The 23,229-nt window shown below is 37.1% G+C and carries 20 protein-coding genes; 17 read left to right on the top strand and 3 right to left on the bottom strand.

All coding sequences use genetic code 11. The features are described from left to right. The first annotated feature begins 187 nt into the window (after positions 1 to 187). The 6 genes from BS1321_RS00220 to BS1321_RS00195 all read left to right on the top strand — a co-directional run bounded on the left by BS1321_RS00220 (position 188) and on the right by BS1321_RS00195 (position 5,571). Positions 188 to 595, top strand: coding sequence for a hypothetical protein (locus BS1321_RS00220; protein ID WP_063236549.1), 408 nt, complete (start codon positions 188 to 190; stop codon positions 593 to 595). 81 nt (positions 596 to 676) lie between these two features. After that, positions 677 to 1,240 (top strand): GNAT family N-acetyltransferase, encoded by a 564-nt coding sequence (locus tag BS1321_RS00215; protein WP_232522750.1) that lies wholly within the window; start codon positions 677 to 679, stop codon positions 1,238 to 1,240. Between the two features lie 441 nt (positions 1,241 to 1,681). Further along, complete coding sequence (locus tag BS1321_RS00210) at positions 1,682 to 2,176, top strand: DinB family protein (RefSeq protein ID WP_057219580.1); 495 nt, start codon at positions 1,682 to 1,684, stop codon at positions 2,174 to 2,176. A gap of 162 nt (positions 2,177 to 2,338) precedes the next feature. Then, positions 2,339 to 2,884 carry a GrpB family protein gene (locus BS1321_RS00205; RefSeq protein WP_063236548.1) on the top strand — a complete coding sequence of 182 codons (546 nt, stop codon included), beginning with the start codon at positions 2,339 to 2,341 and terminating at the stop codon, positions 2,882 to 2,884. A 374-nt stretch (positions 2,885 to 3,258) separates the two neighbouring features. Continuing rightward, positions 3,259 to 3,813: a GNAT family N-acetyltransferase gene (locus BS1321_RS00200; protein WP_063236547.1), complete on the top strand. Its 555-nt coding sequence runs from the start codon at positions 3,259 to 3,261 to the stop codon at positions 3,811 to 3,813. 555 nt (positions 3,814 to 4,368) lie between these two features. Then, positions 4,369 to 5,571: an IS110 family RNA-guided transposase gene (locus BS1321_RS00195; protein ID WP_094246552.1), complete on the top strand. Its 1,203-nt coding sequence runs from the start codon at positions 4,369 to 4,371 to the stop codon at positions 5,569 to 5,571. Positions 5,572 to 6,145: 574 nt separating this feature from the next. Here BS1321_RS00195 and BS1321_RS00190 read toward each other — a convergent pair. Next, positions 6,146 to 6,460, bottom strand: a complete 315-nt coding sequence (locus BS1321_RS00190) for an iron-sulfur cluster biosynthesis family protein (RefSeq protein WP_063236513.1) — start codon at positions 6,458 to 6,460, stop codon at positions 6,146 to 6,148. A gap of 228 nt (positions 6,461 to 6,688) precedes the next feature. After that, entirely contained in the window at positions 6,689 to 7,597 is a 909-nt protein-coding gene (locus tag BS1321_RS00185; protein ID WP_063236512.1) for a LysR family transcriptional regulator, read from the bottom strand. Between the two features lie 334 nt (positions 7,598 to 7,931). On the opposite strand from BS1321_RS00185, the gene BS1321_RS00180 reads away from it, so the two are divergent. The 10 genes from BS1321_RS00180 to BS1321_RS00135 all read left to right on the top strand — a co-directional run bounded on the left by BS1321_RS00180 (position 7,932) and on the right by BS1321_RS00135 (position 19,283). Then, positions 7,932 to 9,746, top strand: a complete 1,815-nt coding sequence (locus BS1321_RS00180; protein WP_063236511.1) for an assimilatory sulfite reductase (NADPH) flavoprotein subunit — start codon at positions 7,932 to 7,934, stop codon at positions 9,744 to 9,746. 26 nt (positions 9,747 to 9,772) lie between these two features. Then, a complete protein-coding gene (gene cysI / locus BS1321_RS00175; protein WP_063236510.1) occupies positions 9,773 to 11,491 on the top strand; it encodes an assimilatory sulfite reductase (NADPH) hemoprotein subunit in 1,719 nt (572 codons plus the stop codon). A 668-nt stretch (positions 11,492 to 12,159) separates the two neighbouring features. Next, entirely contained in the window at positions 12,160 to 12,594 is a 435-nt protein-coding gene (locus BS1321_RS00165) for a hypothetical protein (RefSeq protein WP_063236508.1), read from the top strand. Between the two features lie 270 nt (positions 12,595 to 12,864). Beyond that, positions 12,865 to 13,398 carry a DinB family protein gene (locus tag BS1321_RS00160; RefSeq protein WP_063236507.1) on the top strand — a complete coding sequence of 178 codons (534 nt, stop codon included), beginning with the start codon at positions 12,865 to 12,867 and terminating at the stop codon, positions 13,396 to 13,398. Between the two features lie 491 nt (positions 13,399 to 13,889). Continuing rightward, positions 13,890 to 14,366, top strand: coding sequence for an aminoglycoside phosphotransferase family protein (locus BS1321_RS00155; protein WP_232522749.1), 477 nt, complete (start codon positions 13,890 to 13,892; stop codon positions 14,364 to 14,366). 199 nt (positions 14,367 to 14,565) lie between these two features. Continuing rightward, positions 14,566 to 14,730 carry a hypothetical protein gene (locus BS1321_RS27225; protein ID WP_157732786.1) on the top strand — a complete coding sequence of 55 codons (165 nt, stop codon included), beginning with the start codon at positions 14,566 to 14,568 and terminating at the stop codon, positions 14,728 to 14,730. A gap of 167 nt (positions 14,731 to 14,897) precedes the next feature. Then, on the top strand, positions 14,898 to 15,332 hold the full coding sequence (locus BS1321_RS00150; protein WP_063236590.1) for a hypothetical protein: 435 nt from the start codon (positions 14,898 to 14,900) through the stop codon (positions 15,330 to 15,332). A 116-nt stretch (positions 15,333 to 15,448) separates the two neighbouring features. Next, on the top strand, positions 15,449 to 15,865 hold the full coding sequence (locus BS1321_RS00145; RefSeq protein WP_063236589.1) for a DUF4304 domain-containing protein: 417 nt from the start codon (positions 15,449 to 15,451) through the stop codon (positions 15,863 to 15,865). Between the two features lie 183 nt (positions 15,866 to 16,048). Next, on the top strand, positions 16,049 to 17,344 hold the full coding sequence (locus BS1321_RS00140; protein WP_063236578.1) for an IS110 family RNA-guided transposase: 1,296 nt from the start codon (positions 16,049 to 16,051) through the stop codon (positions 17,342 to 17,344). 961 nt (positions 17,345 to 18,305) lie between these two features. Then, the gene (locus BS1321_RS00135) at positions 18,306 to 19,283 is read left to right on the top strand and encodes a quinone oxidoreductase family protein (protein WP_063236573.1); all 978 of its coding nucleotides are present in this window, start codon (positions 18,306 to 18,308) and stop codon (positions 19,281 to 19,283) included. An 896-nt stretch (positions 19,284 to 20,179) separates the two neighbouring features. Here the strand turns inward: BS1321_RS00135 and BS1321_RS00130 are convergent. Further along, positions 20,180 to 21,415, bottom strand: coding sequence for an IS110 family RNA-guided transposase (locus BS1321_RS00130; protein WP_094246551.1), 1,236 nt, complete (start codon positions 21,413 to 21,415; stop codon positions 20,180 to 20,182). Between the two features lie 373 nt (positions 21,416 to 21,788). Between BS1321_RS00130 and BS1321_RS00125 the strand changes: the two genes are divergently transcribed. Next, positions 21,789 to 23,084 carry an IS110 family RNA-guided transposase gene (locus BS1321_RS00125; protein WP_063236578.1) on the top strand — a complete coding sequence of 432 codons (1,296 nt, stop codon included), beginning with the start codon at positions 21,789 to 21,791 and terminating at the stop codon, positions 23,082 to 23,084. The last annotated feature ends 145 nt before the right edge of the window (positions 23,085 to 23,229 follow it).

Here is a 23,229-nt window from a genome sequence, read left to right as displayed (position 1 = left end):
TCTGTTTAAAAGTAGAATAAAAAAATAATTCCCCTAATACACCGAGTGGTGCAAACCGTTGATACATCAATGTTTATAGAGGGAGTTTAGTTCAAGAAGCGTAATTTATTCGTACTGTGAATTAATTGCAATACAATTTCCTACCACTCTTTATGAAATGGTAATATTTAATGCTGAGGTGGTGTTTATGAAAAAATTATATCTGATCCCTATTTCTATACTTCTTGCAGCTCCATTGTCATCGTTTCTTAGTGCTTCAATTGATAGTTTAATATCTTTAAATGAAGATCTTCCAAAAGACGAATATTCTCCTTTTTTAAATGGAATAATTGTTGGCACATTATATGAATTAGCAATATATTGCATTATTGGTATTCCTGTAACTCTAATTATTGATACCATAACGTATTTTGTGGGTTTACATACAGACTTAAAAGTATATCTTTTACAATTTTCTTTGTATACTATTTCTGCAATAACTCTTGCCTACATATTAGACTCTGATAATTTTTGGGCTTATTTAATGGTAGGAATAGCAGTACATACCTATTTTCATATATTGTTTTTTTTGAAAAAAACTAATAGCAAACCTTAAACAGAATCTATTACGAAGTATTGGTCAACTCTTCTTATAGAACTAACGGGTGCGTTAGCTGAAGAAGACAGGGGTACTCTAATGATGATAATTGGAGAAGATAATATGAAGATAGATATGGTATTTGATTATGAGATGGGTAATGATTTAACCTCAAAGATACAAGAATTGTTAAGCCAATGTTTTCAAGAAGACTATCCAAAAAACAGAATTTATTTTAAACAATTACCCCATTTTAGGTTTGTAGCTTTTAACGAAAAAAATCAACTTGTAGGACAGGTAGGAATAGATTACAGAGTGATGAATCTTAACGGAAATCCTGTAAGAGTTCTTGGTCTAATTGATTTATGTGTCACCCAAAACACTCGCTCGCAAGGGATAGGTTCGATGTTACTTTTAGAAATTGAACAGTTTTGTTGCAATAGAAATATTGATTTTTTATTGTTATTTGCTGACAACGAAACGTTGTATTTGAAAAATGGATACAGGTCAGTTACGAACAAATGTAAATGGTTAAAAATTGACCATGAAAGTCAAATTACAAGGGGAATAGGTTATGAAGTAATTGAGGGATTATTGATTAAAGAAGTTGGTAAGTATAATTGGTGCGAAGGAGATCTAGATTTTTTAGGCTACCTTTATTAAGCTAACGGGTTCTACTTCAATAAGAGAGGTTGCTGCGGCAACCTTTTTCTTATGGAACTAACGGGGCAGGATAGTTGCATAAGAACTGGTATAATTTAGAGAAAAGTAGAGTGTAGAGGTGAATTATGGCTTTCCTTATATTAGCAATCTTATTAATATTTTTATTTGACTTCACAAAAATGAGAAATCAAAATCAAACAATAATTAAACAGAATGAAAAGGTTATCTCTCTGTTGGAAGAGATTAAAAATAAAAAAGCGTAGTTCTTAACCTAACAGGAGCAATAAAGGAGTTGCTTTGGCACATCTTTGTCTTATGGAACTAAAGGGGCAGGTTAGCTTAATAAGAACAGGACAATCAATATACTATGTAGAATATAATTAAGATGACATTGTTTAAAGATTTAGAAAAAACAGTATATAAAAATTAGGAGTGTTTGTTATGGTTCATGCAAAAGATGTTTTATCGGATCAGTTGTTGGCAAATGCTAATGACCCAAGTTGGTACCTACCATTTTCAGATTCAGTAGAAAGATTGTCTGAGGAACATGCATTTTGGAAGCCAAACGAAGAAAGTAATAGTATTGCTGAAATTGTGCAGCATCTACTATATTGGAATCAAACATGGCAAACAAGGTACCAAAAATCTCACGTTGATGCTGTGCCTTCAATAGGAAATAATAATAACAGCTTTATTATTCCTGAAAATCATACTTTTGCTGACTTAAAAAAACAACTATTAGAGGTACTTTTACGTTGGCAAGAGTTATTATCTGAAGAAAAAGTTGAGAGAGAAGTTAATGGTTATCCTGGACACGTGAAATGGTGGGCAGTACTCGGAAATGTGTCAACTCATAACGCATATCACATTGGTCAGATCATTTATATCCGGAAGTTGCAAAATAGCTGGAAAATAGATGCAGGAGTAGATAAATAAATAAAGTTGCACTAGTGCCTACTTGAACTAACAGGTGCTTTAGCTGAAGATCGGAGCTGTCTTTAAGGAAGCTTTTTCTTTTATCGAGGCAGGTTTGTAAAAGAATGCAGGTACAAAGATTTTTCTGAAACTGAAAAAATTAAAATCTTGAGGGAGAGTAAAATGAAAGATATTCATGATGAAAGCACATGGCCCGTTTGGGCTAATGAGACAATAGACATTGTCGAACCAAATCCCAAGTGGGTAGAAAAAGGTAATCAGGAAAAAGCACTTCTTCTTAATCTTCTTTCAACTTTCGGCATAACGGAAATTCAACATTATGGAAGTACATCTATTCCAAATTTACCAGCTAAACCAATCATTGATTTAATGGCTAAAATTGATTCATTTCAAAAAATAAAAGAAATATCTTCATTGTTAGCTAATCACGACTGGAATTATGTACCACCTACCATAGACAATCGACCTTGGCAAAGATTTTTTGTGAAAGTAATTAACGACAAACGAGTAGTACATTTACATATTTTACTTGAGGGAGAAGAACGGTGGGATAATCAGCTACTTTTTCGTGATTTATTACGGACTAATCAGCAGTTTATTGATGAATACGCTATTCTTAAAAGGAATTTAGCAAAAAAATATAGCAATGATCGTGAAGCGTACACTAAAGCAAAAACAGAATTTATTAATTATGTTCTTAAATCTTAGTTGCGAACTAATATAAGTTTGTGAAGAAATGTACTTAAACTATAGGGTGCGTTAGCTGAAGATCGGAGCTCTTTAAGGCAGCTTTTTCTTATGCAACTAAAGGGGCAGGATAGTTCCATAAGGAATACTGTTAAGTGACATTAAAGTTGTTTAATTTACAATAAAGTCGTTTAAAACATAATAAAGTTGTTTAAAAACGTCAGTCATGTTATTCCATTAAAGGGACAGATTGCCGAGGAAACAGTTGAAACATATATATGGAAAATTATTTGAAAGGATATACTAAGATGAGTGCGATGATATTTAACCTTAATTGGGGACATTTTCGCTACCATCGGAGGTTCATTAACAAAGCGTAGTTAGAGGAGGTTAAAATGGAGAAGCAGGCTGTTTTATTTCATTCATTAGAGGGTGAAAAAATCTACTTCAAAGCACTAAGGATAGAGGATGTTCAAGAGATACATCATTATGCGTCAGATCAAGAGGTTTCACGATTTATTGGCTGGAATTTGATGAGTACTTTGGAGGAAACTCGTCAGTTCATTGAAATAATGTTAAAACGTGAGTCGGCAGGAACTCATTTATATTCCTCCATTGTTGAAAAATTAACTCAAGCAATTATAGGAACAGCCATAATTTTCAATTTTGACCAAGAAGCAAACCAAGCTGAAATTGGTTATGTGTTGCATAAACATCATTGGGATAAGGGGTATGGAACAGAGATTGTTGCATTGATAAGTGATTTTGCATTTAAATCACTTAATCTTCATAAGCTCCATGCTATGGTAGTGCATGCAAATATTGGCTCTGCACGGATACTTGAAAAGAACAGGTATGAGTTAGAAGGACGATTAAAAGACCACTATTTTATAGAGGATAAGTATTATGATGCATTACTTTTCGGCAAAATTACTAACCTGGAAACTTAGCGTTCTTGTACAGATAAAATGAAGAGGTTTGTTGACGATAATTTCAATAAAATATAGTCCCTTCTTATTCAATTAAAGGGCGCGATTCTTTAATAAGAATCGCTTTTCTTATAGAACTACCATGAAAATAAGTTTCTTTAAAAATGGAAAAATGACAATACTTAAGAAGACCCTGCTCAATCGTTTAAAAAAAGAGGAGAGCGTTAATTAATTAGTCTATGGATTAGGGTTGACTGGATTAAGGTCAGTATCAGTATTGACACTTCCTAACCATTTTCATTCTTTGCGATTCATGGATGGCTAACGGGTGCGTTCGTATTATAAGGTTAGCCAGTTTTTACTGGTTGACCTTTTTTTAATAGAATCTATTATATCAGTAGCCAGGGTAGAACGTACGGGTGCGTGGGACTTGATCCCGTGAACTAAACTGTTCGCCCCCTACTTGTAGAAACATGTTTGAGGCTGGTTGGGACGTAGATCTCGTATAACAAGCGAAGCTATGACACTACATGGAGGACTAGGGGTACTGGTTAGTAAGTAGATGAGGAAAAAACGATGAATCCAGTTGTTGGTCTGGATGTGGCAAAAGGAGAGAGTCAAGTTCAGGCATTCTTAGATCAATCTAAACCGTATGGGAAGAGCTTTTCAATGAAGCATATCAAAGAGGAGTTAGAGCATTTTTTAGAATTTCTAAAAGAAATTGAAGAGGTGACAGGGCAGATGCCTATGGTCATTTTAGAATCTACAGGGCATTACCATTCTCCCGTTATTCAATACCTGGAGGAACAAGGGATTCTATATATCTTACTAAATCCGATTATTTCTTATCAGGCAAAGAAGTCCAGTTTACGGAAGGTGAAAACAGACGCTATCGATGCGTACCAGTTGTGTGTGCTGTATTACAAAGAGGATTTAGAACCTCATAAAATTAGAGGAATTCAGCTATTAGACCTTCGGAATTTGTCCAGACAACAGGAAATCGTAACGAATATGTATGTGGAAGCTAAACTTCAGTTTCACACCATTTTAGATCAATTATTTCCTGAATACCGGAAGGTTTTTGGGGATCTATATTCGAAGGTTTCTTTATTGATGTTAAAGGAATATCCTACTTCAGAGGTGGTATTAACGGCCGGAGAAAGTAGACTAGCAGAGAATGTTATAGAGTTCTGTTCTAGCCGATCGGGTGAATGGGCATGGGAAAAAGCAAAAAAAATAATGGATTCCGCATCTAGAAATCCATTTCAAAAAAGCGTGTATGAAAGTCACGTAATCAATCTTCGTATGTATATTGAGTTGCTTTTTCATTACCAGGGACACCTTTCCGATTTGGAAGATCGTATAGTGGCCCTGGCAAATGAACTGGAAGAATATAAGATCATCCAATCGATTCCGGGTATCGGAGAAAAAATCGCAGCCACGATTATCTCTGAAATCGGTGAAATCGATCGGTTTAATCATCCGAAAAAACTGGTTGCCTTCGCTGGAGTGGATCCAAGTGTTCACTCATCGGGTAAGTTTACGGCAACCATTAATCGTATTACCAAAAGGGGTTCGAGCAGACTACTTCATTCTCTGTATCTTGCCGTACTATGCGGCATAAGAAGTTCAAGGAACAAAAAGCTTAAAGCATTCTATGATAAGAAAAAATCAGAAGGAAAACCTGCCAAAGTGTCAATCGTTGCTTGTATGAATAAGTTGCTTCATTGGATTTATGCTTTATTAAAGAGAAAAGAAACGTTCCTAGATTTAGCCTAATTAACGGTTTTATGAAACAGAGAAAAATCCTTCCAAAAGGGTTTTGGAGGGTTATTTGTCATGAACAAAAATAGTATATCATAAGGGAAATGAAAATTTTAGAGAAAGATATTGACATCCTATTAGCTGGTTTAGCTGAAGATCGGAGCGTCTTTAAGGCAGCTTTTTCTTTATGCAACTATCGGGGCAGATTTGTTTATGCAAAAGGGTGCTTTACTTCGATAAGGGAGGTTGCTGAAGCAACCTTTTTGGGGAAGCCTATTAGACAATACTCGTTTTAGATTTTGGATGTGCTGAAAAATTATCTAAATAATAGAATAACAATATATTAGACCCTAAATATGGGATTAAATGACCATTGGTCATATTTTTAATTTGTGATAATTTAATTTAATGTTTGTGATTATAACAAGTAGGGAAATGTATTACTCGAAAATCAGTTGCCTAATGGTAGTGTAGTGCCATCCCATGGGAAAATAAAAATCCCTTTAGGTAAATGCCGATGATAAATTCTCTGAGAATAAACACAAAAAGCCCAACTGAAACAGAAGGGCTTTTTACTATGTTCATTTTTTTAATTCACTCTATTCAACTGGAGATTATATCTCAATGTTTCTTCGTCTGAATATAATTTGTATCCAAGTCCATCACTGTAGTTTAGAAAGACTTTATCCGGAAGATGCTTTTTAGACTCACGTGATATTAATATGGGGACCCCATCAATTATGAATCTCTCATCATCTTCGTTCTTATTATCAATTTTCAATTCGTGTTCCACATAAATCGAACAGCTTCCAACATAAATGGCTTCGATACGAACACCTTCATTCTCTTTATAATCCACTTTTTTTAGTTGTTCAATCGCTGCTTCTTTAATCTCAATATTCATAAAAACCGCTCCCATACAAAAATTGATATTATTTTTTATCTATAAAAGGAAAACAAAAATCAATCTATGAAGAATCCTCTATTTATTCGTATACCCAATTGTTTATAAATTAATGTGTTAGACCTTTCCTAGCGAAATAATAGAGTTTCAAAAGAAGGGGCTTTCCCAAAATAAATAAGCCCCAAATAATCGATCTTATGGAATTTAGAACATAGTCCTCCCCAATGATCATACTTTAGGCTTTGCTTTCATAGGCCATTTTTTGTTTAATTCAGTTATAAAAGTCTTGACATTCTTTTTATCTTTCATGATTGGGGAATAGACATACGAAAGTGTTCTGTTAAAAGATTCATTTTTTACCTGAATGATAGAAAGGATTTTATTTTGTACATCCCTTTCAATGACACTTCGGGAAAGCAGAGCCAGCCCTACGCCGTTTTTTATAAGTGTTTCTTTAATTCCTTGATTACTGCTAATCGTAAGTATCGATTTAATTTTCAATCCATTTGAACGTATGACGTGGTTAAGGTATTCACGTGTACCAGATCCAACTTCCCTGGTTACCCATGCTTGGTCATGTAAATCAGTAATCTCCACTTCGTCTTTATTAGCGAGTTCATGATTGTTAGAAGACACAATGAATAGCTCATCTTGCATGAATGGGTGAACAGAAAGCTCCTTTTCATTAGTTTGACCTTCGATTAAACCAATATCCACTTTGTATAGCCGAACGGCTTGAACGATTTCTTCCGTGTTTCCAATTACGACTTGAAGTTCAAGTTCAGGATAGTCCTCTTGAAGGTCGATGAGTAAAGAAGGAAGGATATACTCTCCTATTGTAAAACTTGCCCCTATCTTTAATTCGCCCTTGATGGACTTATCGTGTTCTTGAATGTCTTGTCTGGTCTGTTCATAGATTGTGATCATTTGCTTGGCCCGGTCGTAAAGAATTTCTCCTGTTAAGGTGACTTTTAGAAATTTAGGAGAACGGAGAAATAATTTGGTCTGGAACTCTTCTTCTAATTTTTTTATATGTAAACTAACACTTGGTTGCGACATTAGAAGAATTTCTGCTGTTTTTGTAAAATTCTTGACTTCCACAAGGGTCACAAATGTTTTTAGAGCATCATAGTACATAGAAATTTCTCCTTATTATTAATATTCTTAATAGTTACAATAAATTATATATATTTTACTAATGATGTGCCTTCCAGTAAAGTTTTAATGAGAAACTTATTTTAGGAAGAGTATAGGTTGAGGAAAGCTATTGTCCTTTATAACCTTATTTTTTTATTTGTTACGTGCTATGAACCTATATGACTGTATTTTAAATTTTTTTGCAATTAAAACCGACTTGGTCTATAGGAGTAAACGAGTTAATTAATTTATGGATGGGAAAAATGTTTAAACCCACTCGTTATACATAATAGTCAACTAAGATAAGTTAATATCCCTTTGTGAGGTGGAAATCGTGCAACTTCAGGTAAGTAACAGTCCCTTTAATCAAGAGCAGGCAGAGCTCCTTAACAGCCTACTGCCTAGCTTGACAGAAACACAAAAAATTTGGTTGAGCGGTTATCTGACTGCATCTTTGTCAGTTTCGAATGTGAGTTCAGCCGACGCCCCGGTGTTGGAAGCTCAAAGCGGCGGAAAGACAATATCAAAAGAGGTGACCATTCTTTATGGTTCACAGACGGGCAATGCTCAAGGGCTGGCAGAAAATGCAGCGAGTAAGCTTGAGGGGAATGGCTTTCAGGTTACCATTTCATCCATGAGTGACTTTAAAGTCAACAATTTGAAAAAAATCGAAAATCTTCTGATTGCCGTTAGCACGCATGGAGAAGGTGATCCGCCGGATAATACATTGTCTTTCCATGAATACCTTCATGGCAGGAGGGCACCAAGCCTTGAAGGTCTCTGCTTTTCGGTATTGGCGCTTGGGGACAGTTCATATGAGTTTTTCTGTGAAACGGGAAAACAATTCGATAAACGCTTGGAGGAACTTGGTGGGACACGGTTATTTCCGAGAATGGACTGTGACCTTGATTATGATGAGCCTGCTGGAGAATGGCTGGAAGGAGTCATTTCTAGTTTAAGTGAAGGGCAAGGCAGTTCTGTTGCTGCAGTTCCCGCAGCGATAGCTTCAGTAGGTGAACAAACGTATTCGAGAACAAATCCGTTTAAAGCGGAAGTGCTGGAAAATATAAATTTGAACGGCCGTGGCTCCAATAAAGAGACACATCATCTTGAGTTATCTCTTGAGGGTTCAGGTCTTTCATTCGAACCTGGTGACAGCCTTGGAATTTATCCGAAAAACGATTCGGATTTAGTTGATATGCTTCTTATGGAACTCAATTGGGACCCTGAAGAAACCGTGAAGGTCAATAAGCAAGGAGAACTTCGTCAGCTTAGGGAATCGCTCATCTCCGATTTTGAAATTACGGTTTTGACAAAATCGCTCATTGAACAAGCGGCCCAGCTTTCAGGTAACGAGGATTTAAAGGAGCTTTTAGTGCCTGGTAATGAAGAAAAATTAAAAGAATATCGTGAAGGCCGCGATTTGCTTGATTTTGTCCTTGATTTTGGTTCATGGGGTGATTCGGCGCAAGAGTTCGTATCAATACTCCGGAAAATGCCAGCCCGTTTATATTCGATTGCGAGTAGCTTATCCGCATATCCGGATGAAGTGCATTTGACAATCGGAGCTGTCCGGTATGAAAGTCACGGTCGAGAAAGAAATGGTGTCTGCTCCATTTTATGTGCGGACAGATTACAGCCAGGGGACTTGTTGCCCGTTTACATTCAGCATAACCAGAACTTCAAGCAGCCGAAGAACCCAAACACTCCAATTATCATGGTTGGACCGGGAACGGGCATTGCTCCGTTTAGATCCTTTATCCAGGATCGCGAAGAATCGAATGCAAAAGGGAAAACGTGGCTCTTTTTCGGCGATCAGCATTTCGTTACGGATTTCCTTTATCAGACTGAATTGCAAAAGTGGTTGAAAACAGGTGTACTTACGAAAATGGATGTTGCCTTTTCACGTGATACTGATGAAAAAGTGTATGTTCAAAACCGGATGCGCGAGCACAGCGGGGAATTATACGGATGGCTTCAAGAAGGGGCAGCTCTATACATTTGCGGTGACGAGAAAAACATGGCACATGACGTCCATAATACGCTTATTGAGATCATTGAAAAAGAAGGCAATATGAGCCATGCTGATGCTCAAGCTTATCTTGAAGAAATGCAACAGAATAAACGCTATCAACGTGATGTGTACTAAAATTTGGATGAAAAGGAGATAACAACATGGTGAACCCACTATTGAAAGCACCAGAAGGCGCGCCTAGTGATGTTGAGCAAATTAAAGAAAAAAGCGATTATTTGCGAGGTACACTTGGAGAAGTGATGCAGGAACGGATCAGCGCCGGTATTCCGGATGATGACAATCGACTAATGAAACATCACGGCAGCTATTTGCAGGATGATCGAGATCTACGCAATGAGCGTCAAAAACAAAAACTGGAGCCTGCTTATCAATTTATGTTGCGTGTCCGTATGGCAGGCGGGGTTGCCCAGCCATCTCAATGGCTTGTTATGGATCACCTTGCTCAGAAATACGGTAACGGAACCTTAAAATTGACAACAAGGCAGACGTTTCAAATGCATGGTATTTTAAAATGGAATATGAAAAAAACCATTCAGGAAATCCATGCTTCCATGCTTGATACAATCGCTGCATGCGGAGATGTAAACCGGAATGTAATGTGCAATTCGATTCCATTTCAATCCGAAATCCATTCCGAAGTATATGAATGGTCGAAAAAATTGAGTGATTATCTATTGCCGCGTACAAGGGCGTATCATGAAATCTGGCTGGATGAAGAAAAAGTGGTTGGTACTCCTGAAGTGGAGGAAGTCGAACCAATGTACGGAAAGCTTTATTTGCCAAGGAAATTTAAAATAGGCATTGCCGTCCCTCCATCCAATGACATTGATGTTTACTCCCAAGATCTTGGCTTCATAGCAATTGTTGAAAATGGAAAACTCGTTGGATTTAATGTGGCGATCGGCGGCGGTATGGGAATGACCCACGGTGACAAGGCGACATATCCCCAACTAGCTAAGGTAATCGGCTTTTGCCAGCCAGACAAAATACTGGATGTGGCTGAAAAAGTCATTACGATTCAGCGGGATTACGGAAACCGATCCGTACGGAAAAATGCACGGTTCAAGTATACGGTTGACAGGCTTGGGCTCGAACCTGTAAAGGCTGAACTGGAAAATCGTTTAGGATGGAAGCTAGAGGAAGCGAGAACTTATCATTTTGATAATAATGGTGACCGTTATGGATGGGTAAAAGGCATGCAAGGAAAATGGCATTTTACACTATTTGTCGAGGGTGGCCGAATTGCCGATATCAATGACTACAAGCTTATGACCGGTTTGCGCGAAATCGCAAAAATCCATACGGGTGATTTCCGTTTGACGGCCAATCAAAATCTGATCATTGCAGATGTGTCAAGTCAGAAAAAGAAAAAGATCATAGAATTGCTTGAAACATACGGTTTGACGGATGGTGCACATCATTCGGCGCTCCGACGCAGCTCGATTGCATGCGTGTCGCTTCCAACATGCGGGTTGGCAATGGCCGAAGCAGAGCGTTATTTGCCGGTTCTGCTTGATAAAGTCGAGACCATCGTTGATGAAAACGGGCTGAGGAACGAAGAAATCACGATTCGCATGACCGGTTGTCCGAATGGATGTGCCCGACATGCACTCGGGGAAATTGGTTTTATCGGTAAGGCACCTGGCAAATATAACATGTATCTCGGTGCTGCATTCGACGGAAGCCGATTAAGCAAAATGTACCGTGAAAACATCGGTGAAGAAGAGATATTAAAAGAGCTGCGTGTACTTCTTTCCCGTTATGCGAAAGAAAGACAGCAAGGAGAGCATTTCGGTGACTTTGTCATAAATGCTGGCATTGTTAAAGAGGTGACAGATGGAACGAATTTTCATGATTGATTAATCGAAAGAGAGACAGGGATAAGTTTAAATTAAGATAATAATTCATAGGATAGTTAGTCTATTATGAGGACTAATTATCCTTTTTTTATTACATAATTGATTAAATAAATAATGATTGAAAATATGGTTTAAAAGGTTTAATATGGAAATGCATATTAGAACATTTGTTTTGTTGTTGAGGGACATAGTCTCGGTGCGAGGATAGCACTCCGCAGAACCGTTAGGTTCGAGGACCTTAAAAACAACAATAATGGTAGTGAATATAGGTAGAAATACTATTAAAGATAATAATTAATGGGAGGTTGTTCACATGAGAGTGGAAGAGATATCTGTTGACAATAGAAAAGCTTTTCTTCTACTGGATACAAATGGGTTGCCTTTTGATTCTGTTGCAAAGTATATGAAATACCTCCATAACAAGGAAAGTAGCAGCAATACTTTAAAGACTTACTGTACAGCTTTGAAATTTTACTTTACATACTTAGAACAAACATCTAAGTGCTGACTAATTTTTTGTTCTTGAACTAACGGGTGCGTTAGCTGAAGATCGGAGCTGTCTTTAAGGCAGCTTTTTCTTATGGCACTAACGGGGCAGGTTAGTGGGAGAAGGAAATTTCGGTAAGATAGTGAATTATGCAATAAAATGAAACTAAAGGTGATTAGGTATGACCACAAGTGATGTGCAATATCTGCGCTCAGGATTAAGAGTCAGGTGTGAAAAGGATGTAAATCCATCAGTAAAACGAGCTTGTTTAAGCTTTGCGGTTTGGTTACGTACATATATGGAATTTCCTATAAGAGTTGTTGTATATCTAAAAACGGATTATCAACTTAAAACCAGAGATACAAAAGAACTGGCAAGTGCTACTTTTTTTGCACCTTATGATAAAACTGTTGAACCTTACATAAGAATTGCAACAGGAGATTATGAAGAATTAGTTTCAGAAAGAGGAAAAAATGATGCTTTATGGGCAATTTTACGTAGCATGGCTCATGAGATAATCCATTATCAACAATGGCTAGAAGATAAGGAAATGGATGAGAAAGAAGCAGAAAAAGGTAGCGAAGAATTATTAGATAATTACTATGAATTTTTGTAATTTGATATTCTTGTTGAACAAACAGGTGCGTTAGTTGAGATCCAGAGCTGCCATGTGGTGGCTTTTTTGCTTAATGAACTTTCGGGGCAGGATAGTTGAAGATTGCTCTTTGACCTTTATTCAACAATTGGGCCATTTTCTTGAATAAAAGAGAAGGGATTATTTGTAAGTAAGTCGAAGTTAATGTCAGAAGATGTTATTTAGTTTAGCATTGGGACGTACTACTCAACATTAAGGAGAAAGAAAATTATAAAGAAAGTGGGAGATCTATTGGATACAAAAGAGATATCTAAGCGATTCGAACAGGTGGCTACATACTATATTGAAGAGTTAAGTAAATATTCGCTAGATGAGTTTACGAGGAAGCCTTCTGAGGATGAATGGTCATTAGGACAAATGTACAATCATTTAATAAATGGCACCCTTTATCTTCATTTGAAAGCCATTAAGCAATGTGCTAATGGCACCACTTCCGATGGCGGTAAAAAAACAGAAATAGGCGAATCGATTTTCAAAGAAGGAACGTTTCCTCCAATCAGGTTAAAAGGTCCGGATACACCGGATTTCACACCGCCAAATCCTACAGGAAAAGAAGAAGTAAAGGAAGGACTGCTTCAAATCATTGAGAAAATGCAAGAAATAGAGAGAAAGCTCTCTGACATTCCGGACCGCCAGAAAGTTCAGCACCGAAGAATGGGATATTTAAATGCAGAGGAATATTTTCAGCTAATCGAAATGCATTTCCGGCACCACTTACGGCAAAAAGAACGTATCGATCAGTTTCTTTTAAAAGTAAGTAAGTAATTTATCTTTATTGTTGAAGCAGTTATTGACCTTCGGAATATCAGCAGGAGCCCAGTTGAGGGAGTTTAAAGAGCTGAGAGGGTGCAATTCAAGTTAAACCAATAAGCAGTTTACAACGAAGGTTGATTATGAAACTGTTGAATGACGAATAGAATTGTTCCGTTAAAGGGCGCTTTAATGGAGTAACGAAAAAAGCCCAATTTCTCAATTTTAATGCTGAGAAATTGGGCTTTTTAATATCGGAATTTCCTTAACATTGTATCCGTATTTTCCTGAAGCTACCCCTTATAGAACTAACGGATGCGTTAGCTGAAGATCAGAGCTTTCTTTAATGCAGCTTTTTGTTTATGCAACTATCGGGGCAGGATAGTTCATGAAGAAATGTAATTTGGAAAGTAAACGAATTTGGTGAACTTAATACCGAAAAATTCGACATTATTCCCTTTAAGGATACCTATACTCAATGGCTTTTCAATAGAATAAAGTTTTGGTTGGAAGATGCAAAAAAATATTCAGAAATAACGGAAAAGGATTTTGAATGGGTAGGAACTTTATTGGACGAATCCAAAGAGGCACTTGATAATTTATCCTCTTCAACTTTTGTAATGGGTGATTTTAAGCCTGGGAACTTCTTGATATATTTAGGGGACAGTGGATGGGAAATAAGTGGTGTATTTGATTTTACGAATTCTTATTTTGCAGACCCTATTTCAGATCTAATAAAGATGATTACATATTATTTAGATAACAATGAACGTAAAATTGCAAAGCATTTAGTCAATGTGTATTGTCGTGAATTAGAAGAAAAAGAGGATTTAAAAAAACGTATTAAAGTACATATGCTTCATCAACGGGTTTTAGATTGGGGTTGTGCAAAAGCAATGAATATGGTCACTTGGGATAACGAACTTCCATTTTCTAAATGGGTAGAAGCGTACACAGATTCAGTGGCAAGTCTTTTAGAATAAGATAGAAAAATCTTATTCAGCAAACGGGCGTGATTCTTTAATAAGAATCGATTTTTTTAATGAACTAACGGGTGCGTTAGCTGAAGAACAGAGCTGTCTTTAAGGCAGCTTTTTCTTATGCAACTATCGGGGCAGGATTGTTGAAAAAGAAAAATTGCTTTATGATAGAATGTATGTAATATTTTAGGAGATGAAGGAGATGGAATTGAAAAAATATATAATAGTTTTTTCAGCAGGATATTTTGCCGTTATGATAATGGTTTATTTTCCCTTTAACTACTTCTCTTGGTCATATGCTGTGGGTTCTTTAACTGGTATAGTTTTATTCGCACTAATAGTAAAGGTAATGCGCAGAAAAATATAACTGAATTAATTCTAATACACAATTCTTAATGAGCTAACGGGTGCGTTAGCTGAAGATCGGAGCTGTCTTTAAGGCAGCTTTTTCTTTATGCAACTATCGTATCGGGGCAGGTTAGTTGAAGAACTATTTTTTAGTATAGTGTAGGTAGACAAGGAGGAGAAATCAAAATGACTTATGTAAATTATCTAGGCTGTAATCATAAATTGCCTATCGGTGAAAAATATGAAACTGAAGAATTAGGCTTGATTGATGAGACTTTTTTTTCAGATCCTGCTGAAGGTATGGAGAATATAAGAAAACATATCTCTTCTAAATATATATACCAAGTTGATACTAATGGCGGGGGAGCTATTTTATTCGATGGATATTTAAAGGTGACATCGCCACATAATTATCGAAAAACAATTAAGGATATGGAAGCACTATGTGCGTTTTTAAGGAAACACCTTGTAAGTGGAGACGTTTGTGAGATGTATACTTGTTTGGATGGTGAAGAATTGGAAGAAAGAGATATAGAATTAGATAAAACAATAACATTGAATAACTGTGATATGAACGATGTCGAAGTAAATGATAGACAACTTTTAGTTATAAAGATTTAGTTCTTAAAAAAAAACGGGTGCGTTAGCTGGTAGATCGGAGCTGTCTTAAGGCAGCTCTTTCTTTATGGAACTACGGGGCAGGTTAGTTGAACAACAAAAGGAAGGAGAAAGAAAAAATGGCTTCGAATGAAAGAAAAATGATGGATAATGCCTTGAAAAAAGTTGTGATACCAGTTTTAAGAAAGCTAGAATTTAAAGGCTCATTACCTCACTTAAGAAGAAAAAATGAAAATAATATAGATTTAATTACTTTCCAATTCAACAGATGGGGTGGTTCATTTATTGTTGAATTGGCGACTTGCCCAACAGAAGGTGTAACAATGTATTGGGGTGAACAAATCCCACCTAACAAAGTTACTGCCCATCATATATACAAACGTTTAAGGTTAGGAGCAGAATCGGAAGATGAAGATGGGATATGGTTTGATTTTGAGAATGCAAAAACAGAAGAAGAATTTGAGAAAGTCGCTATGAGTGTTTTAGGTTTATTTAATACATCAGACCGTTTATGGATTTCCAAGTTATTCAACTAACGGGTGCGTTAGCTGAAGATCGGAGCTGTTTTAAGGCAGCTCTTTTCTTATGGAACTAAAGGGGCAGCATTCCTGTAATAACTGAAAATGAGGTTTGAACGAAAAAAGACCTCTTGATAAGATGAATGTGTCCTAAGCTGGCCAGCTAAAAAAGGACAAAAACATCTATTTGGAGGTCTCACAATGAATTATAACCAAAATCATAAAATCACTCAAATTACTTCTGAAACCTTAATTGTCGGAGTAGATATAGCCAAGCACAATCATGTCGCGAGAGCACAGGATTTTAGAGGATTGGAACTGGGTAAAACGTGTTTCTTTGAAAATACGAAAGCAGGATTTCATTCGTTTCTAGATTGGATTAACCAACTTGTTAAAGAGTGTAAGTTAAATCAAGTGATTGTAGGCATGGAGCCAACCGGTCACTACTGGTTAAATCTAGCTCATCTTCTAAAAGAGAATAATATTAAGTTCGTATCTGTCAATCCACTACATGTTAAACGAAGTAAAGAATTAGACGATAATTCACCTACAAAGAATGACGTGAAAGATGCAAAAGTCATCGCACAATTAGTCAAAGACGGAAGATATGCCGAACCAACAATTCCACAAGGAATTTATGCAGAACTCCGAGTGGCCAAAAAACTTCGCGATCTTCTCAACGTTGACTTACAGGTCGTTCAGGGACAAGTTCATAACTGGCTTGATCGTTACTTTCCCGAATTTTTGACAGTGTTCAAAAGTTGGGAAGGCAAGGCAGCTATTCATTTTCTAAAGCTAGAAGCCTTGCCACATCAACTTGTAAATTATACGGATGAAGAGCTCTTACTTTCCTTAAGACAAGTGGTAAAACGCAGTATAGGCTTAAAGAAGATACGAGCACTCAAAGAAGCAGCCAATCGTTCGATTGGTATTCGTCAAGGGGCAGCTATGGCAAAATTAGAGTTGAGAGCTTTACTAGAGAAGTATGATTTTATTCAAGTGAAATTCGAAGAATTAGATCATCAATTAGATCAGTTATTAGACCATATCCCAGGTGTCACACAGATGTTAGAGGTGTCAGGAATCGGTCGAGATACAGTAGCAGGGTTTTTCGCAGAGGTCGGCGACCTCAGAGACTATCAACATCCTCGCCAAATCGTAAAATTAGCAGGTTTAAGTTTAAAAGAAAACACATCCGGAAAGCACAAAGGACAGACCAAGATTACCAAACGGGGACGAAAGAAATTGAGGGCTCTCTTATTCCGGGCAGCCATGATACTGGTGGCAAAGAACAAGGCTTTTAAAGCTCTTCATATATATTACACAACACGTTCTCACAATCCCTTAAAGAAAATGCAATCTCTGATAGCCTTGTGTAACAAGCTTATTCGAATTCTGTTTTCAATCGGTAAAAAACAATTTACGTTTCAAGAAGACAAGATGTTAAAGGATATCCCTCATATGGCAACATTTGTAGTACATCAAACAGTCGCATAGTTCATTGAATTTTAAGGTTACACGGTCATTTAATTAACACTCATTTAAAAGTGAAGCACGGATTAGTCGGCAAAGCAACTAACGTGAGGACTTAGATCCTGTGGGGCAGCATGACCGACATCCACCTCATGGAAAGGTTGAACGAAGGAATGTAGGAGCATCGACTCTGTGAGACATGGGAGGGTTGACCTCCATGAGACATGTGGATATCCAAAAGTGCGATCATAACATTGCTTAAACCAATTTTTTCCTATAATTGGCTAGTTTAGCATACACTTTTTTCGATAAATCCCTATCCTTGAGGAGTAATGCCGAGCTTACATAGATAACGGTTAATGATATGACTATGAAATCCTAAGAATTCTAGAGCAATCGTGAGATTGTGTTTAGTTTATTGAGGGAGGATAGTTCAATAAGGGATATGTTTTTTAACAGAATTAGCGTAAAATGGTAAATGTAAATTTATTGAATTAAGGGTTGGGGAATATGAGGCATCTTAAAATAACACTTAAAATAAGCGCAAATTACCTCTTAAAGTGACAATAAAGGCATGATAGTACGTAAAAAAATTCAAACTAACATAGGTGTAAGAATGTTAGTCCGTTGCAGAACCATTAAAAACATTTTAGGTGTAGGCAGCCAACAATCATATTTAGAGCCAGTTAGGAGAAAATCAGCTCTTGTTTATAATGCTTCTATTTAAAAAATTCGTTTTCTCATTCCAGTCGAAACATGTAGCCCATCAGGAGAAATCTTTGCTCGTCGTGACTTTAAAAACTCCCCAAGCACTTTTATATTTCTGTTTTCCATCCAGATTTCTCTCCTTAAGGTGTTACTGATAATACTAGTATAACGAAAAACTCGTAATAATATTGGTAGCTATTAGAATAAAATCATAGAAAAGAAAATAAACAAAAAATGCCTAGTAATTATCAGGCAAGCGAAAGGGGAAAGAGAAAAAATGAAGGCTATTATCATTCCACAATTTGGAGAAGCATCCGTACTTACACAGAAAGAAGTAGCAACTCCACAACCTGGGATTGGAGAAGTAACAATTGATGTTGCTTATGCAGGTGTTAACTATGCGGAGGTATTATTTCGCAAAGGTGTTGTAGAGGATTTAACGCTTCCATTTGTTCCGGGAATTGAGGTATCTGGAACAATTCGAGAAATCGGTGAAGGAGTAACGGGAGTAAGAGTAGGTCAACCTGTTGCAGCTCTAACAATTGTAAATGGAGGTGGATATGCAGAGGTAGTGAAAGTGAGTGAGGATTTGGTTATCCCGTTGGATCAAGAAACAAAAACTGTAGATATGCGAGTAGCAGCAACATATCCATCCAATGTAACGACCGCGATGATGATTTTATCCAGTGTGGCACATTTACAAAAAGGCGAAACGGTACTGGTACATGCTGCCGCTGGTGGAGTAGGAAGTGCGATCGGGCAAATGGCCCGTGCCCTTGGAGCAGGTAGGGTGATTGGAGTAGTAGGAAGCAAACAAAAAGTAGCATATGCCAAAAGTTTAGGCTATGACGAAGTTTATTTACGAGACGAATATGCACAAACTATTGCAGGTAGTGGTATAGATATTGTCATTGATCAAGTAGGAGGAGAAGCCAGAACAACAGGATTATCTCTCTTGTCCCCATTAGGACGATTGGTTGTCATGGGCAATGCAAGTGAAGCAGTAGATGTTACCCCATCTGCGAATGAACTTTGGTTTAGTAGTAAAGCAGTCCTTGGATTTAATCTACAGTTACTAAGTGTGTACCATCCAAAAATCGTTGCACAAGCAGCACGAAAAGCCCTTTCTTATGTGGCAAGTGGCGAAGTGAAGGTCGATGTAACAGAAGTACTGGATTTATCTGAAGTAGCAAAAGCTCATGAGAGTATCGAAAATCGGACATCCAAGGGAAAAATAGTGCTTCGGGTGAAATAAACAATACCTGTTTTGAATACGTGAACTACTCACCGCCTAAGAGGCGGAAGTTTCCTGCTTCATCGACCAACTGTCTACCATTTAGTAGGTCTTACATGATCCCCACAAACGTAACTTTGACGTGAACCATACTTAGAAAACGATAGCAATTTCAATGCAAGAGATTTCCTGAAAATATGTCAGACATTCGAGGTGGCTAATGACCACAGAAACCCGCATTCCACCGTTTTTTCAAACAACTATATTTCCTAAATTAGCATCATGCAGTCTTGTTGACAGTGCAAAATGAAACAACTTTATGGTAAGAATCGAGACCATTACTTACGTAAGAATATGCCTTGAACAGCTTATTTTTAAACGACTTTCACTGCACAACGTTGTTAAATCAATCAAGCAGCCTTTCCATATTTCAATATTCCAGAATCGGGCGCAATTGTTGAAGATTAAGCAGATTTAATCGACTTTATTGTTATTTATTTTTTGTAAAAATGAGTACAGGGTGAAGATAATTAAATAACTATTTTTTTGAACACTGTCCCATTTACGTGTAATGTATGGAATATTAAAATTAAACAACTTTGTTGTAAGTGAACACTAAAGAAAAAAGTTAAGGTAAATTCAACAAAATAAATGAATTTGCCCTAGCTTTGAGTGGCCCAAAAAAGAACGAATCGTTGCCGTACCCCAATTTGTCTTGAACTAAAGGGTGCTTTACTTCATTACCAGGAGCTGATCAGCAGCTCCTTTTCTTATGCAACTAAACCAGCTAATAGTTTGTCAACATTTTTCAATAAAAAGATAAAAACATACGTGATATACTAATAATAGGTATACCAAATAACCTTCCTTCAGACTCTCATTTGGAAGGTTTTGTTCTTTTTAGTTAAATATAAATTTTAAACAATATCTTGGAAAGTCATTTTGTTCTTTAATAGAGCGAAAATCCAGTGTAAGAGCTTATTTACACAGGCTATGACGGCTACCTTATAAGGCTTTCCTTCCTCGCGTTTCTTGTCATAAAACACGCGTAGCTTCTTATTTCGAGGGATAATTTCATCAGTTGTCTTAGACTTCCGGCAATCACGAATAGCACAACGAACCGCCATATATAAGGCATGTCGAAGTCTGCTAGAACCTCTTTTAGTGATTCTATTTTTGGTAGCTGTAAACTTACCGGATTCGAATACACTAGGATCAACTCCAGAGAAAGCTACAAGTTTTTTAGGATTATTAAATCGATCTATCTCACCAATTTCAGAAATAATCGTTGCCGCGATCTTTTCTCCGATACCTGGGATAGATTTGAGGATCGTATATTCTTCAATTTCTTTAGCGAGGGCGTCTATCTCTGCCTCTAACTTTGATAGATGCTCTTTGTACTGAAGAAGAATATTTATATACATACCAAGGCTTAAAATATGACTCTGATAGACTGTCTTTTCAAAAGGGTTACGAGCTGCCGCAGCTTTAAGCTGAATCGCTTTTTCATTTGCCCATTTAATTGATCTACTCTTGCATAACTCAAATATCCTTGCTGTCATTGCTTCTTCACTTGCCTTCAAAATGTCCTCTGAAGAGGGGAACTCTGAAAGAGTTAAGAGTGACACCACAGAATATAAATCTCCAAAAACTCCTTTATATTCAGGAAACACTTGTTCAAGCACTGCCTGAAATTGAAGCTTTGTTTGAACCATAACGCCAGTTATGTTTTCATGTTGTCTTGTGAGATTACGAAGGTTCAATAACTGGACTCCACGCTTTTTATATGGCTCTAATTCTTCTTTATAAAACAACTCACAGAGAAGATAGGCATCAATGGCATCTGTTTTTACCTTTCTTAAGCTTGATCCTCTTGCCTTATATGAAATCAATGGATTAATGATAATCAATAAATATCCTCGTTCTTCCAAGTAATGAACGACTGGAGCTTGATAATGTCCAGTGGCTTCTAAAACGACTGAAGGCTTCTGACCAGACTCTTTCTTTACATCCTCAAGAAACGCTACAAGTAAATTAAGCCCCTCAACAGTATGAGTTATTTTAAAACTCCTTTGATAAGGTTTACCCTTATCCAAAAATGCTTGAACCTGACTTTCCCCTTTTGAAATATCCAGACCAACGACTGGATTCATTCTAAATCTCCTCCTGATCTAGTGGATTACCGGTACCCCTATTTCTCCTTGCAGTGTCACAGCTTCGCTTGTTATACGAGATCTACGTCCCAACCAGCCTAATCATGTTTCTACAAGTAGGGGGCAAACTGTTTAGTTGACGGGGTCTATCCCCACGAGCAGGTACGTTTTGCCCCGGCTACCGTTATAATAAAACCATATAAAAAATGGTCAACCAGAAATATTTTCTGGCTGACCTTATAATACGAACGGGGCAGCATTCCTGTAATAACTGAAAATGAGGTTTGAACGAAAAAAGACCTCTTGATAAGATGAATGTGTCCTAAGCTGGCCAGCTAAAAAAGGACAAAAACATCTATTTGGAGGTCTCACAATGAATTATAACCAAAATCATAAAATCACTCAAATTACTTCTGAAACCTTAATTGTCGGAGTAGATATAGCCAAGCACAATCATGTCGCGAGAGCACAGGATTTTAGAGGATTGGAACTGGGTAAAACGTGTTTCTTTGAAAATACGAAAGCAGGATTTCATTCGTTTCTAGATTGGATTAACCAACTTGTTAAAGAGTGTAAGTTAAATCAAGTGATTGTAGGCATGGAGCCAACCGGTCACTACTGGTTAAATCTAGCTCATCTTCTAAAAGAGAATAATATTAAGTTCGTATCTGTCAATCCACTACATGTTAAACGAAGTAAAGAATTAGACGATAATTCACCTACAAAGAATGACGTGAAAGATGCAAAAGTCATCGCACAATTAGTCAAAGACGGAAGATATGCCGAACCAACAATTCCACAAGGAATTTATGCAGAACTCCGAGTGGCCAAAAAACTTCGCGATCTTCTCAACGTTGACTTACAGGTCGTTCAGGGACAAGTTCATAACTGGCTTGATCGTTACTTTCCCGAATTTTTGACAGTGTTCAAAAGTTGGGAAGGCAAGGCAGCTATTCATTTTCTAAAGCTAGAAGCCTTGCCACATCAACTTGTAAATTATACGGATGAAGAGCTCTTACTTTCCTTAAGACAAGTGGTAAAACGCAGTATAGGCTTAAAGAAGATACGAGCACTCAAAGAAGCAGCCAATCGTTCGATTGGTATTCGTCAAGGGGCAGCTATGGCAAAATTAGAGTTGAGAGCTTTACTAGAGAAGTATGATTTTATTCAAGTGAAATTCGAAGAATTAGATCATCAATTAGATCAGTTATTAGACCATATCCCAGGTGTCACACAGATGTTAGAGGTGTCAGGAATCGGTCGAGATACAGTAGCAGGGTTTTTCGCAGAGGTCGGCGACCTCAGAGACTATCAACATCCTCGCCAAATCGTAAAATTAGCAGGTTTAAGTTTAAAAGAAAACACATCCGGAAAGCACAAAGGACAGACCAAGATTACCAAACGGGGACGAAAGAAATTGAGGGCTCTCTTATTCCGGGCAGCCATGATACTGGTGGCAAAGAACAAGGCTTTTAAAGCTCTTCATATATATTACACAACACGTTCTCACAATCCCTTAAAGAAAATGCAATCTCTGATAGCCTTGTGTAACAAGCTTATTCGAATTCTGTTTTCAATCGGTAAAAAACAATTTACGTTTCAAGAAGACAAGATGTTAAAGGATATCCCTCATATGGCAACATTTGTAGTACATCAAACAGTCGCATAGTTCATTGAATTTTAAGGTTACACGGTCATTTAATTAACACTCATTTAAAAGTGAAGCACGGATTAGTCGGCAAAGCAACTAACGTGAGGACTTAGATCCTGTGGGGCAGCATGACCGACATCCACCTCATGGAAAGGTTGAACGA

Origin of the sequence: Peribacillus simplex NBRC 15720 = DSM 1321 (assembly GCF_002243645.1) — a bacterium.
GTDB classification, from domain to species: domain Bacteria; phylum Bacillota; class Bacilli; order Bacillales; family DSM-1321; genus Peribacillus; species Peribacillus simplex.
This window is presented reverse-complemented; position numbering and strand designations above follow the sequence as displayed.